At 45.1% G+C, this 12,885-nt stretch carries 11 protein-coding genes; 10 read left to right on the top strand and 1 reads right to left on the bottom strand.

The window, feature by feature from the left end; all coding sequences use genetic code 11:
* Nucleotides 1-389: 389 nt before the first annotated feature.
* The 6 genes from I6E86_RS00550 to I6E86_RS00525 all read left to right on the top strand — a co-directional run bounded on the left by I6E86_RS00550 (nucleotide 390) and on the right by I6E86_RS00525 (nucleotide 7,724).
* Complete coding sequence (locus I6E86_RS00550) at nucleotides 390-1,124, top strand: ABC transporter permease (RefSeq protein ID WP_194363634.1); 735 nt, start codon at nucleotides 390-392, stop codon at nucleotides 1,122-1,124.
* Between the two features lie 12 nt (nucleotides 1,125-1,136).
* Complete coding sequence (locus tag I6E86_RS00545; RefSeq protein ID WP_194363635.1) at nucleotides 1,137-1,862, top strand: ABC transporter permease; 726 nt, start codon at nucleotides 1,137-1,139, stop codon at nucleotides 1,860-1,862.
* A 114-nt stretch (nucleotides 1,863-1,976) separates the two neighbouring features.
* Complete coding sequence (locus I6E86_RS00540; protein WP_197174621.1) at nucleotides 1,977-2,693, top strand: fumarylacetoacetate hydrolase family protein; 717 nt, start codon at nucleotides 1,977-1,979, stop codon at nucleotides 2,691-2,693.
* A gap of 338 nt (nucleotides 2,694-3,031) precedes the next feature.
* Nucleotides 3,032-5,251 carry a PhoX family protein gene (locus I6E86_RS00535; protein ID WP_197174620.1) on the top strand — a complete coding sequence of 740 codons (2,220 nt, stop codon included), beginning with the start codon at nucleotides 3,032-3,034 and terminating at the stop codon, nucleotides 5,249-5,251.
* A gap of 259 nt (nucleotides 5,252-5,510) precedes the next feature.
* Nucleotides 5,511-7,013, top strand: a complete 1,503-nt coding sequence (locus I6E86_RS00530) for an alpha/beta fold hydrolase (protein WP_197174619.1) — start codon at nucleotides 5,511-5,513, stop codon at nucleotides 7,011-7,013.
* Between the two features lie 48 nt (nucleotides 7,014-7,061).
* On the top strand, nucleotides 7,062-7,724 hold the full coding sequence (locus I6E86_RS00525) for a hypothetical protein (RefSeq protein ID WP_197174618.1): 663 nt from the start codon (nucleotides 7,062-7,064) through the stop codon (nucleotides 7,722-7,724).
* Between the two features lie 113 nt (nucleotides 7,725-7,837).
* On the opposite strand, the gene I6E86_RS00520 is transcribed toward I6E86_RS00525, so the two are convergent.
* Nucleotides 7,838-8,818 carry an Hsp33 family molecular chaperone HslO gene (locus I6E86_RS00520; protein ID WP_197174617.1) on the bottom strand — a complete coding sequence of 327 codons (981 nt, stop codon included), beginning with the start codon at nucleotides 8,816-8,818 and terminating at the stop codon, nucleotides 7,838-7,840.
* 378 nt (nucleotides 8,819-9,196) lie between these two features.
* Here I6E86_RS00520 and I6E86_RS00515 point away from each other — a divergent pair, with 378 nt between their 5' ends.
* From I6E86_RS00515 to I6E86_RS00500, 4 genes are all read left to right on the top strand, one after another.
* On the top strand, nucleotides 9,197-10,168 hold the full coding sequence (locus tag I6E86_RS00515) for a glutamate/aspartate ABC transporter substrate-binding protein (RefSeq protein WP_194363641.1): 972 nt from the start codon (nucleotides 9,197-9,199) through the stop codon (nucleotides 10,166-10,168).
* Between the two features lie 95 nt (nucleotides 10,169-10,263).
* On the top strand, nucleotides 10,264-11,010 hold the full coding sequence (locus I6E86_RS00510; RefSeq protein ID WP_189582821.1) for an amino acid ABC transporter permease: 747 nt from the start codon (nucleotides 10,264-10,266) through the stop codon (nucleotides 11,008-11,010).
* Nucleotides 11,007-11,678, top strand: a complete 672-nt coding sequence (locus I6E86_RS00505) for an ABC transporter permease subunit (RefSeq protein ID WP_010201838.1) — start codon at nucleotides 11,007-11,009, stop codon at nucleotides 11,676-11,678. The genes I6E86_RS00510 and I6E86_RS00505 overlap by 4 nt, the downstream gene beginning before the upstream one ends.
* Nucleotides 11,679-12,022: 344 nt before the next feature.
* A complete protein-coding gene (locus tag I6E86_RS00500) occupies nucleotides 12,023-12,754 on the top strand; it encodes an amino acid ABC transporter ATP-binding protein (protein WP_194196339.1) in 732 nt (243 codons plus the stop codon).
* Nucleotides 12,755-12,885: the final 131 nt, after the last annotated feature.

The raw sequence follows: 12,885 nt of genomic DNA, 5'->3' as shown, positions 1-12,885 counted from the left end.
AATTTTTATAAGCAAAAAGACATCGTCATCATGGCGGTGTCTTTTTTATTTCGCCATTGAATCATGATGTGATGGTCGTTAGCGGCTGTCAATTTTGCTTAAATTTAGTTTAGTTATCTCAGATTTACAAAGATATGTGTCTATTTAGGCACGGCTTTTACGCGTCAGTATTAACATCACGGCGAGTGAATATGATAAAATCAGCGCTCATTTCTACTGTGTCAACTATCGCAGCAATAATCGTATTTTTCTGACGTCATTATTTTGACGCTGACCATCCCTATTGATGTGGTAAAAAATACGGTGTTTGGCTGCGTTCAGCTATTGATGCTGATTCTTTTAACTCATATTTTGCAAATTGCTAATATAAAGAGACTGAGTGGATAATCGTGTTTGACTTACAAGGATTTGGCGCGCTTTTATTGAGCGGCGCTACCGTCACTATACAGCTTGCCGTGACCAGTTTAATTATTGGTCTGGCCTTAGGCTTGCTCGGCGCCACCGCAAAGATGTCTAATGTCTGGTTGCTGCGTAAGCTTGCGACTGTCTATACTGCGACGATGCGCGGTATCCCTGAGCTGTTATTGGTGCTCTTTATTTATTATGGCGGCTCTATCTTATTGATGAGCATCCTCAAAAAGTTCGGCTATAACGACTATGTCGAGATTAGCGCTTTTTGGGGCGGTGTGATGGCGTTGTCTATTGCTTTTGGTGCCTATGCGACTGAGATTTTTCGCATGTCCATTCAAGAGATTCCAATAGGGCAGCGGGAGGCGGCACAAGCGATTGGTATGCGTCCTTTTCAGACGTTTTATCGCATCACCTTGCCGCAAGTATGGCAGATTGCTCTACCTGGTTTGGGTAACTTGTTTTTGGTGTTGCTCAAAGATACCGCATTGGTATCGGTCGTGGGTCTCAAAGACATTATGTATCAGTCATCACGTGCCGCGCAGTCAACACAGCAGCCGTTTACCTTTTATATGGCAGCAGCGATTATTTATTTGGGTCTGACCATGTTGATTACGGGCTTTATGATGTGGCTTGAGTGGCGCGCCAATCCTGCGGCCCGCTATGCCAAAAAGCTGAGCCGTCAGTCAACGCATCGTCAATCGACCATAGGATAGAGGAGAGATACTATGGATTGGAATTGGCAGGTCATTTTTGATCATATACCTGATTTACTAGGCGGTGCGGTATTGACCGTGCAGCTAGTCGTTATCTCAGGCATTATCGGATTGCTTTTCGGATTGGTTTTAGCGCTGCTACGGCTGTCAAAGAATTGGGTCGTTCAGATTATTCCGTTTTTGTATATTTTCTTTTTTCGCGGTACACCGCTACTGGTACAGATATTCCTTATTTATTACGGTCTTGGCCAGTTCGAAGCGGTACGTGATTCGTTCTTATGGGAGCCCGTACTCAGTCAAGCATACTGGTGTGCGATTATCGCCTTTACCCTCAATACCAGTGCGTACTTGGCAGAGATTATACGCGGTGCGATTCAGACGATTCCAGTGGGTGAGCTTGAAGCGGCCGATGCGCTTGGTATGTCAAAATGGCAGAAGCTCACGCGTGTAACCTTACCGCGTGCCTTTGGTATCGTGGTTCCCGCTTATAGTAACGAAGTCATCTTTATGCTAAAGGGCAGTGCGCTGGCCTCGACCATTGCATTGATGGACATCACTGGTGTTGCTCGTACGATTAGTGCGCGTACTTATACCTTGATGGAGCTATTCTTTGCAGCGGGTATTGTCTATCTACTGCTGTCATGGGTAATCTTATTTAGCTTTAGAATGTTTGAAAAACGCATGAACCGTCATGCCAGTTACGTGCCACCAGACGTGGTGACCAACACGATTCCATAGTTAATAGTTAATAGTTAATAGTTAGTATTGCAGTTAGCAATGAAGAATCGGCACAACAGGCTATAAAGTACGGATTGCTGATAAAATATTTATTACTCACAGGGAGAGTCTAGTATGAGCCAATCACCACATCAGTCATTAGCAAAGGCTATCGCTGCTGGTGTCAATGCAGAACAGAGCGTTGACAACCATAATGAGCGCTTACGAACTTCTATTGGTAAAGTCGTCTGTGTCGGTCGTAACTACGCAGCGCATGCGGCAGAGCTGGGTAATGAAGTGCCAAAAACGCCCATATTGTTTATGAAGCCAGCGTCTTCAGTGGTCTCTATCCGCAGTGATGTGGTTCGTCCAAACCCAGAGATATTTGGTGAGACGCACTACGAGGCCGAGCTCTGTATTCAGCTATCCACTGACCTGTCTATGGCGACGATTGAGCAAGCGCAGCAAGCGATTGGCGGCGTGACCTTGGGTCTAGATCTGACCTTGCGTGATCTTCAAAGCACCCTAAAAGACAAAGGCCATCCGTGGGAGCGTGCTAAATGTTTTGATGGGGCTTGCGTCCTTGCTGACTGGGTGGACCCACAAGTATTTGGTAATCTCCAAAACGTATCGTATCAGCTGACTATCAACGATAAGCTAATGCAAGATGGCGATAGCGCATTGATGTTGTTCCCTGTTTATGAGCTATTGGTCAATATCAGCCATGCTTTTGGTCTGCAGGCAGGTGATGTGATTATGACTGGTACGCCAAGCGGCGTGGGCATATTGCACGCAGGCGATCAGCTCAAGCTGACATTGGGTGCTCATGAGTGGCAATCGCAAGTCCGATAGACCTTTTGATGCAAACCATCAAATCATGATATATGCCACTTTAAAAATCCCAAGCCATTGCTTGGGATTTTTGTTTTTATGCAGCCATATTTTTTTGGCCTCTTTCTAACGCTTATACGTCTTTTTGTCTTTCAAACCATTTTATTTCATCAATCAACCAACCTTGCTCTGCTCTGATTAGCAGGAGCAAGAGCAATTGTCATCAGTTTGTCATCTAGCGTTCAGCGTACTGTCACAAAGGATGAGTAGACTTAAGCGGAATTCATATCTTTGTGGTTGTAATTGTACTGCCGCGATCAACTCTCTGCCAATCTAGCCCAATAGCAAGGTGACTGATAATGACATCATTGAACAACGAACGAACGCTTGCCCACGAAGTGGTTGAAGACTCAAACCCTACTAATAATACTGATTTTCAAACCATTATCAGTCGTCGGTTGAATCGCCGTAGTATCTTAAAAGGTGGCACAGGATTGACCGCCGCTGCTTTTTTTGGGGCATTGCCTTTGGTCGGTTGTAGTGATGACGATGATGACAGTAGTGTTGTGGGTGATGACAATAATGCCGCTATCCCTGCGCAGGGTGGCCTAAAACGACCTGATACGCTAAAGTTTGAGGCGGTCGCACACTCAACGGCTGAAACCATGACCGTTGCAGCAGGCTACAAGGCTGAGATGATATTGCCACTTGGCACGCCGCTAATCTCCGGTATCGATGATTGGAAAGACAATCGTGAGCAGTCAGCAGAGTCATTTGAATGGCGTATGGGTGACAATCACGATGGTATGTGGTTCTTTGGCAAAAACGGCAATGCCTATGATGCCAAAGCCTCAGAAAACAGTCTACTGGTCATGAATCATGAGTACGTCAACAGCGATGAGCTCAGCCCATTTGGCTATTATGTGACGCAAGATAACGATGCCGCACCTATCTTCAAAAACCGTCGCCTCGCAAGTGATGTGCGCCGTGAGGTCAATTGTCATGGTGTGTCGGTAGTAGAGTTGAAACGCCGCGCCGATGGCATGGGTTATGAGATGGTAACCGATTCTAAATACAATCGCAGGCTGACCAGCAGTTCGACCGCGCAATTGGCGGGCCCTGTGGCAGGCTCTGATTTGGTCAAGACCAAGTTTGATCCAACAGGGTTTCAGACTCGCGGTATTAATAACAACTGCGGTGCAGGGCTGTCGCCTTGGGGCACTTACCTGACGACTGAAGAGAACTTTTTGGGGGTGTTTGCACGTGGACAAGACGCCAGTCAGTTAAGTGCCAGTGATAACTATGGTCGCGAGCGTTACGGTGCGGTCGAGAAATTCCCGGGTTGGGAATACCTATGGCATACCCCAGAGGCCAAGGACGCCAAGATAGCAGATGAGTTCTCACGTTGGGATATGACCGCTGTCGGTGCCAGCGCTGCTGACGACTATCGCTATGGCTTCAATACCTTTGGTTACATCACAGAGATTGATCCGTTTGACCAAAATTCTTTGCCGCAAAAACGCACGGCAATGGGCAGATTTGCTCACGAAAACTGTGCTTATGCCCCTGTTGAGCAAGGCCGCCCAGTAGTGTTTTATATGGGTGACGATTCCCGAGGCGAGTACATTTATAAGTTTGTGTCAAAAGCACTTTGGTCAAATTCGGACATCGGCGGCGGGCTCAAATCAGGTGACAAATATCTAAACGATGGCACGCTATACGTGGCCATATTCAATGAAGACGGTAGCGGTGAATGGAAGGCGCTCGTGCATGGCCAAAACGGATTGGATGCGTCTAACAGCGAGTTGCCATTTAATGGTCAAGATGAGGTGTTGGTCTTTGCCCGTGCTGCTGCCGATGTCGCTGGCGCGACTAAGATGGATCGACCTGAATGGGTGTCGGTCAGTCCTATAACGGGCGACGTCTATGTGACATTGACCAATAATAAATATCGCGGTGTACGTGACGATCAACCCGTCTCAGCCGCCAATCCACGTAGCTATCAGTCAGGCGACAAAACGCTCGGTAATGACAATGGTCATATCATACGCTGGGCAGAAGCTGGCGGCGATCACGCGGCAATGAGTTTTGAGTGGGATATCTACCTGTTTGGTGCCCCAAGTGACTTGTCAGCAGAAAACCTGTCTCAGCTGAATGATAATAATGATTTCTCGTCTCCTGATGGGCTATATTTTGATCCACGCGGTGTCTTATGGATTCAGACCGATGACGGCGCTTATACGGATACCAGTAGCTGCATGTTGCTCGCAGCACTACCGGGCAAGGTCAGTGATGGATCGTTGACCACTACCTCGGCAGGTCAGGCAACGCGAGCCGGTACATTGGCAAGCAATGACAATATCAAACGCTTCTTTGTAGGTCCTGAAGGGTGTGAGGTGACTGGCATTACCATGGCGCCAGATTTTAAGACATTGTTTATCAATATTCAGCATCCAGGCAATACGTGGGGCGCCGTCGCTGGTGGTAGTACGCCTCGTTCAGCGACTGTGATGATTACTCGCGCGGACGGTGATGTCATACTAGCAGAATCATTTGATGCGGCACTGAGCACGACATAGTTGGGTAAACGGTCAAAGCACCATCGATAGCAATAACCAGAATAAGTGCTCATACAAAAACCTCAGGCCATCGCTTGGGGTTTTTGTGTTTTGGTCATGATTTTTGCTATAGATAGTAATAATGATAGGAATAATATCAATGGCTTATCAAAGCATTGTCAAAATGAGCAAATACACTACAATCACATCATTTGCTTCTATTTTTTGTATTTAAAGGATAGTATGTAAAACTATTCTTTTCGCTAAATGTACCAATATTATGATCAGTCAACATTTGCCTTATAACGACCGTATTAATGATCGTAATGCTAAAAATGCTAAAAATGACAGCCAGTATGCTCGTGCTCACCATGAGCTTGATGGGCATTTCATTCCAGATGCGAGCGTGCCATTGCACAGTGAACTATACAAACAGATTGACCAACTCGAAGCCATCGATATGGATGAGCTGGTCAAATTACTGGCAGATGTGGACGATAATGATGAGACATCCTCCAAGCCTGTCTCTTTGGCGGACTTTTTTGAAGGCTTAGCACAGCTGGCTACCATGGGCGTGGTCGAGATCACAGAGATTGTAGAAGCCATTCATCGTGAGGTTATTTTGCGTCCGCTGGGCCGCTTCAATGATAAGAACGTAAACAACTGGCAGCGCGGATTTACAGGCCGTATCTATGGCACGATACGTCACGTCATGCTGATGGTCGGTAATAATTTGGCCTCGGTGCTACGAATATATAAAAACTTCATCGTCCAAAAATCAGCGCAGCCACTACCTGACGCCTTAAAAAAATTGGTTAACGTCCTAAATGGCGTTATGGGCGATCATCTGGTCAATAATCAAAACACGCTTGCCATTCCGATGATGCTATACACCCAAGACGGGAAACCACAAACTGAGGCGCTATCAGGGCGCATTGCTATCTTGTGTCATGGTCTGTGCATGAGTCACTTGAGCTGGCAAGCCCAAGAAAATAACGACTTGGGCGCGGCCATTCATACCAGTCAGCCTGATACGACAGTGCTGTACTTGGATTACAACACAGGTCGACGTATCTCGCGCAGTGGTCGCAAGTTCTCTCAATTGCTACAAGAGTTGGTCGATAATAACCCAAATATCAGTCAGATAGATTTGGTCGGACACAGTATGGGCGGCCTAGTCTCTCGTAGTGCGCTATTTTATGGGGAGCAAGATCGCCTAGATTGGATCAAGCGTGTGGGCAATCTCATCACATTAGGCTCACCGCATCATGGTGCTGTGCTTGAGCGTATCGGCAACTATGTACAGGATATTATTGCAAAGCTACCATTTGCAGGCTCACTTGCCAAGCTCGGTGACATGCGCAGCGCAGGTATTATTGATTTGCGTCATGGCAGTATTCGGGATGCGGATTGGAAAGCATTAGAAGGTCGTAGTGTGTTGCCACAAGATTTTCGTCATCCTGCACGGCTGCCAAGTGGTATCAAAACCTATTTTGTTGCCAGTGCGTTGCTCGAGACGCATTATGATTCTAAAGTGACCGATCTGCTCGGGGACAGTTTGGTATCAGTCGCATCAGCGCTGGGTGAGGATGATGCTGAGCATGCTTTGTTCGTGCCAGATGGTCACAAAGCCATATTTTATGGCGTCAATCATATGAACTTAATCCATAGTAGACGAGTGCGCGAGCAAGTCATTGAGTGGTTGGTCGATAATGGTCGAAGTGACTATGCCGGACGTCCGCGCATACATTCTTATCCCAGAAGTTTAGATGTGGCAGTGTAGAGAGTGGTGGGTATTATTTTGAGTTACCTACGCTATGTGTACTGCGCAATGACGTTTTTATCTTTTAAGAAAGGGCTATTGAGAAATTTGTCCTTGCTATTATGCGGCGTACTCATAGTCACTAGTTGTGCTAAGCCAAATGTATACGACCCTAACGCTCAAATTAAAGTAGATGTAAATGGTGACAATTATGTCATTCCCTTAAAACATATTGTCAGACCAGATACAGGTAGTTATGCCAGTTTTGAGACGGATATGGGTCATGGTTATTTCTTTTGGCCGACTGGTCGGGGCCTCAATAATAATGACAAAAACCCAAATGTCTTTGATTATGACAATAATATTATAGAGTTTTACTGGGCAGCTAAAAACTCAAAAATTGAAGGTGCTGATATACCGACTAGAATAGATGCTATCAAGCAGGAAGAGAATAGAGATTTTGATAGAGATGACTATGAATTAGAGGCATACGTTGGGTCAGGTGATAATCCCTTTATATACTATATAGGAAATATCTATCTAAACTCACCTTTTATGATCCGCTGTATGCCTACAATTAATGAAGACCAAGATCGAATATGCCAAATGTATTATATGTATCCTGAATACAATAATTATGTAAGACTTCAGTTTTCAAAAAAACATTTAGCTGACTGGCAGGCAATCAATACAATGGCGATTGATTACATGAAACAATGGCATCAAGATTAAAGACTGTTCAATGTCAAAGTAGTGATGTATTTTTCAAAATTGCAAATAAAAACCCTCAAGCATGACGATTGAGGGTTTTTTTATAAACACTGATTTATAGCAAGTAGGAAAACTTACTCAGCAAATATCGCTGCTACATCATCTTTATTGAACTTGTAGACTTCACCGCAGAATCCGCAATCCATCTCAAATGTCCCGCCTTGCTCTTCAACGATATCTAAGGCTTCTGCTTCGCCGATTTGCTCAATGGCTGTCTCACACTTTTCACGTGAGCAAGTGCAGCCAAATGACAACGGAGCAGGTTCAGGTGCCACGATGTTTTCTTCATGATACAAGCGATAGAGTATTTCGTTGGCATCCAGTGTAGTCAGCTCTTCAGCTTTGACCGTACGCGTTAATACAGACAGACGTATCCACAAATCATCATCGATACCAGCATCTTGGTTTTGCTCGACTTCATATGTCTCTTCGGCAGTACGCGGTAGCATTTGCACCAATATACCACCCGCTTGCAAGCCATCAGATGCTAAGTTAATCAACGTCGGAATCTGTGCCGATTGCTTTTGATAATGCGCTAAGCAGTCTGCCAAGTTGTCATGACTACGTTCAACGATACCTTGATACGGCTCGCCACCTTCAGGCTGAATATTTATAAACAATACGCCTTGTCCAGTTGCACCCAGCTCAGCAAAGGCTTCTTTGGCATGGATCATATTGTCCCACGCTTGTGCTTGCTCATCGGTCTCGCTCTTCCAGCTGGCAAGCGCACGGATGATACCATCTTGATCACATTCTGCCATCGCCCAATTCAGCAGGCTATCGGTGTCTGATGATTGCAACTGAATAGATAGGCGACCGTTGATTTTGACCGTACTAATCAGCAAGCTCGCTGCCGTCAGCATTTCACCCAATAAGCGTTTGATGGCTTCGGGATAAGGCTTTTGAGCAATCGTGCTTGCATAACTGCGTGATAGGCGCACGACATCACCGCGTACAGGAGAATCTTCGATAAAGAAGCGCTGACGGATGTCATTATCGCTATGATTGTGAGCAGTTGGAAGGTCGGTAGCTGGGACTTGAGTATCTTGTGTCATAAGTCATTTATAGTGTTGAGAAGTTATTGGCTTTATGGGGATTACTGCTGATTTATCAATCGCATTGACCGTACTGTTTTGTCACCTGTTCATGATGTTGATGGATAAATCGGTTTAGAGGCGCACGAAATAGTGGGGTAAATGCATGACTATGTATCATTATAGACAGTTAATTCTGAATCTGACATCGGATATATTCATAATTATAGATTCTGTCGAAAAAATTCACCATCAACACTCGTTTTGTTGTAAAGTAACATGAAGTTGCATTGTGATAGACAATAGCAACATCCGTACGGATGCGGGGCAGTCAGGTCAGTCACTATGGCCAATGTCGTCCAAGCACTCATTCAAACTTGTGATAAAAGGATGTATTTCATGATCTACTCATTTTCCAAACCGTTGACTTTGGCTGTATTGATGGCATTAGGCTTGGCAGGCTGTAGCAACAGCAGCGAGACCACTACCGATGCGCCAGCAGATGATGCAGCGACGTCAGAGACCATGAACGGCACACTACAAAAAATTAAAGACTCTGGCACCATCGTGGTCGGCTATCGTGACTCATCTATTCCTTTTTCATATGTTGCTGACGATCCTAATCAGCCTATGGGCTATGCGCATGATTTAGAGATGAAAGTGGTTGAGGGTATTAAAGAAAAACTCAACATGCCAGATCTAGAAGTTCGTTATAACCTCATCACCTCACAAACTCGTATTCCTTTGGTCCAAAACGGTACGGTCGACTTTGAATGTGGCTCAACAACCAATAACGTCGAACGCCAAGAGCAAGTGGCTTTCTCTAATGGTTTCTTTGAGATTGGTACACGTCTATTGACCAAAGCAGACTCTGGTATCAAAGACTTTGAAGACCTAAAAGGTAAGCGCCTAGTGACTACCGCTGGTACGACGTCAGAGCGCTATATTCGTCAGTACAATGACGAGAAAAAGATGGATACCGATATCATCTCTGCTAAAGATCATGGCGAAGGTTTCTTGATGCTAGAGAGCGGCCGCGCTGATGCGTTTATGATGGATGATGTATTGCTAGCAGGCGAAAAAGCCAAAGCTAAAAATCCTGATGAATGGGTTATCGTTGGTACGCCACAATCGTTTGAAATTTATGGTTGTATGATGCGTAAAGACGATCCTGAATTCAAAACAGTCGTGAACGACGCGCTGAACAAAACCTTTAGCTCAGGCGAAATCAATAGCATCTATGACAAGTGGTTCTTAAACCCAATTCCACCAAAGAACGTCAACTTGAACTTTGAGATGTCAGATAACCTAAAAGCACTTATCGCCAATCCGCATGATAGCGATCAGCCAAAAGTAGCAGCAGCACAGTAGTATTTGTCCTTCAATCTAGCTTGCTTACGTGTTCAGATCGGACTCATCGTCCATCTGACACGTAAGTTTTTCAATCGCTGTTCGGAGAGACAATCATGAATTATAGCTGGAACTGGGGTGTGCTCTTTGAGCATACGGGTATTGGCAACGAGCTGTATATCCACTGGATGATTACTGGTCTTGGCTGGTTATTACTGATTGGTAGTATTGCTTGGACCATCGCGATGGTCGTCGGTACTGTCTTTGGTATTATGCGTACCTTACCTAACAAAACAGCTCGTCGCATTGGCACCGCTTATGTGACCTTTTTTCGTAATATTCCGCTGCTTGTGCAGCTATTTTTTTGGTTTTATGTGGCACCTGGTTGGTTGACGCCAGCGCTACAAGAATGGTGGTTTAGAGATTTATCACCGAATACATCCGCGATGCTCTCAGCCAGTATTGGTTTAGGATTGTTTACAGCAGCTCGTATCGTCGAGCAAGTACGTACGGGTATCGAGTCGCTACCAAAAGGACAGATAAACGCAGCGTATGCGCTAGGCTTCACTATTCCGCAAGCTTACAAGCAAGTACTGCTACCACAAGCATTCCGTATTATCTTACCGCCGCTTAGCTCTGAGCTGACCAACTGTTTTAAGAATGCCTCTGTCGCCTCATTAGTCGGCGTCATGGAGCTCATCAGTCAAACCAAAACCATCAGCGAATACACACAGAATAGCCTTGAGATTTATACTTATGCGACGATTATCTACCTCGTCTTTAATCTCTCGCTAATCGCTATTATGGGTCTGATCGAGCGTAAACTAAGAGTACCAGGGCTTATCGCAGGGAGTCAGAAATGAGTATGATGACCGAACTTGCGACCGCGTATCCAGGCTTAATGGGTGGCATGATTACCACGCTAAAAGTCCTGTTTTTGGCTATTATCGGTGGTATCAGCTTAGGTACGGTATTGGCGCTCATGCGCTTATCAGGTATCAAAGCATTAGAGATTCCCGCCAAGCTGTATGTCAATTATTTTAGATCCGTACCATTACTGTTGGTGCTACTGTGGTTCTACTTTGCCGTCCCGATGATTTATTTTTGGGCAGCGGGTAAGTATTTACAACTAGATGCAGCCTTTGCCTCTTGTGTTGTCGCGTTTATGATGTTCGAAGCGGCTTACTTCTCAGAAGTCGTCCGTGCGGGTATTCAGTCTATCGGTAGTGGTCAGGTTAATGCGGCTAAAGCATTGGGCATGACTTATGGGCAGACCATGCGTCTGGTTATTTTACCACAGGCCTTTCGCAAGATGCTGCCGCTTATTTTGCAGCAATGTATTATCTTATTCCAAGATACAACTTTAGTGTTCGCTATTGGTCTGACTGATTTCTTCCGAGCAGCCTACGTACGTGGTGAGCTAATGGGCTTATTGACGCCTTATATCTTAGGCGCTGGTGCTGTGTATTTCGTCCTAAGCTTGGCAGCTTCGGTAGGCGTACAACGTGTACAAAAAAGGTTAAGGTTTTAATGAAGGACTGTTAAGCGTTAGAGTCGATCAATGCATGGTTATCTGAACATGGTTATCTGATCTCATTTGATAGGCTCTAATGCTTTCAAAATTTAACTGCATTTGTCATTAATGTATCGTTGATTCAGTTTAAAAGAGATACAAGGCAACCGAGTGCAGATGTATATGTAATACTTCAAGCGAGGTTAACGCGGTAACTCTTTTATAGAGGATTGACTATATTTTGACTGAATGCAATTGGGCAAGAGTAAGAATAAGGCTAGGAGCCAATGATGAATGATGCTAAAACGTTTATAAATGACTTTGGTGGACTGGTCACAGACAGTGGTCATGCTAGCAGTGAGATGGTCGTTGAGATAGATAGCGTTAGCAAGTGGTATGGCGACTTTCAGGTGCTGACTGATTGTACCGCTCACGTCCACAAAGGCGATGTCGTCGTGGTCTGTGGTCCATCAGGCAGCGGCAAATCAACCTTGATTAAGACTGTGAATGGGCTAGAGCCTTTTCAAAAAGGCAATATCATGGTCAACGGCATCTCTGTCGGTGATCCAAAAACCAACTTACCTAAGCTACGTAGCCGTGTCGGTATGGTGTTTCAGCATTTTGAGCTATTCCCTCACTTGACCATTATCGATAATTTAATGGTCGCGCAAATCAAAGTATTGGGTCGTAAAGAAGCGGAAGCCAAACAAAAAGGCATGGCCTATTTAGATCGAGTAGGGCTAACCGTTCAAGCCAATAAATATCCTGCTGAGCTATCAGGTGGTCAACAGCAGCGAGTCGCCATTGCGCGTGCGCTCGCGATGGATCCCATAGCGATGTTGTTCGATGAGCCAACCTCAGCACTCGATCCTGAGATGATTCAAGAAGTGCTCGATGTGATGGTGGAGTTGACTCGTGATGGTATGACCATGATGTGCGTGACGCATGAAATGGGTTTTGCCAGTCAGGTAGCCAATCGTATCATCTTTATGGATGAGGGTCATATCGTTGAGAACTGTAGTAAGGATGAGTTTTTTGAAGGCGCTAAAAGTGAGCGTGCACAGCAGTTCTTATCGAAGATTTTGAATCATTAACCATTTATACAGCTTTTACTATATAGCTCTATAATTATATCAAGCGTCTATTAACGAATAGGCGCTTTTTTTGTGCGTGATAGCTTGATGCATCTCATCGTGATATCGATATGATTGGCTATACAAGTGAG

This window comes from Psychrobacter sp. SWN149, from assembly GCF_015864565.1.
GTDB lineage: Bacteria > Pseudomonadota > Gammaproteobacteria > Pseudomonadales > Moraxellaceae > Psychrobacter.
This window is presented reverse-complemented; position numbering and strand designations above follow the sequence as displayed.

What these genes read in the sequence shown, in the direction of transcription:
- I6E86_RS00535 (WP_197174620.1), top strand. Translation starts at nt 3,032, where the DNA reads ATGACATCATTGAACAACGAACGAACGCTTGCCCACGAAGTGGTTGAA.
- I6E86_RS00510 (WP_189582821.1), top strand. Translation starts at nt 10,264, where the DNA reads ATGAATTATAGCTGGAACTGGGGTGTGCTCTTTGAGCATACGGGTATT.
- I6E86_RS00545 (WP_194363635.1), top strand. Translation starts at nt 1,137, where the DNA reads ATGGATTGGAATTGGCAGGTCATTTTTGATCATATACCTGATTTACTA.
- I6E86_RS00505 (WP_010201838.1), top strand. Translation starts at nt 11,007, where the DNA reads ATGAGTATGATGACCGAACTTGCGACCGCGTATCCAGGCTTAATGGGT.
- I6E86_RS00540 (WP_197174621.1), top strand. Translation starts at nt 1,977, where the DNA reads ATGAGCCAATCACCACATCAGTCATTAGCAAAGGCTATCGCTGCTGGT.
- I6E86_RS00520 (WP_197174617.1), bottom strand. Translation starts at nt 8,818, where the DNA reads ATGACACAAGATACTCAAGTCCCAGCTACCGACCTTCCAACTGCTCAC.
- I6E86_RS00515 (WP_194363641.1), top strand. Translation starts at nt 9,197, where the DNA reads ATGATCTACTCATTTTCCAAACCGTTGACTTTGGCTGTATTGATGGCA.
- I6E86_RS00525 (WP_197174618.1), top strand. Translation starts at nt 7,062, where the DNA reads ATGACGTTTTTATCTTTTAAGAAAGGGCTATTGAGAAATTTGTCCTTG.
- I6E86_RS00500 (WP_194196339.1), top strand. Translation starts at nt 12,023, where the DNA reads ATGGTCGTTGAGATAGATAGCGTTAGCAAGTGGTATGGCGACTTTCAG.
- I6E86_RS00530 (WP_197174619.1), top strand. Translation starts at nt 5,511, where the DNA reads ATGATCAGTCAACATTTGCCTTATAACGACCGTATTAATGATCGTAAT.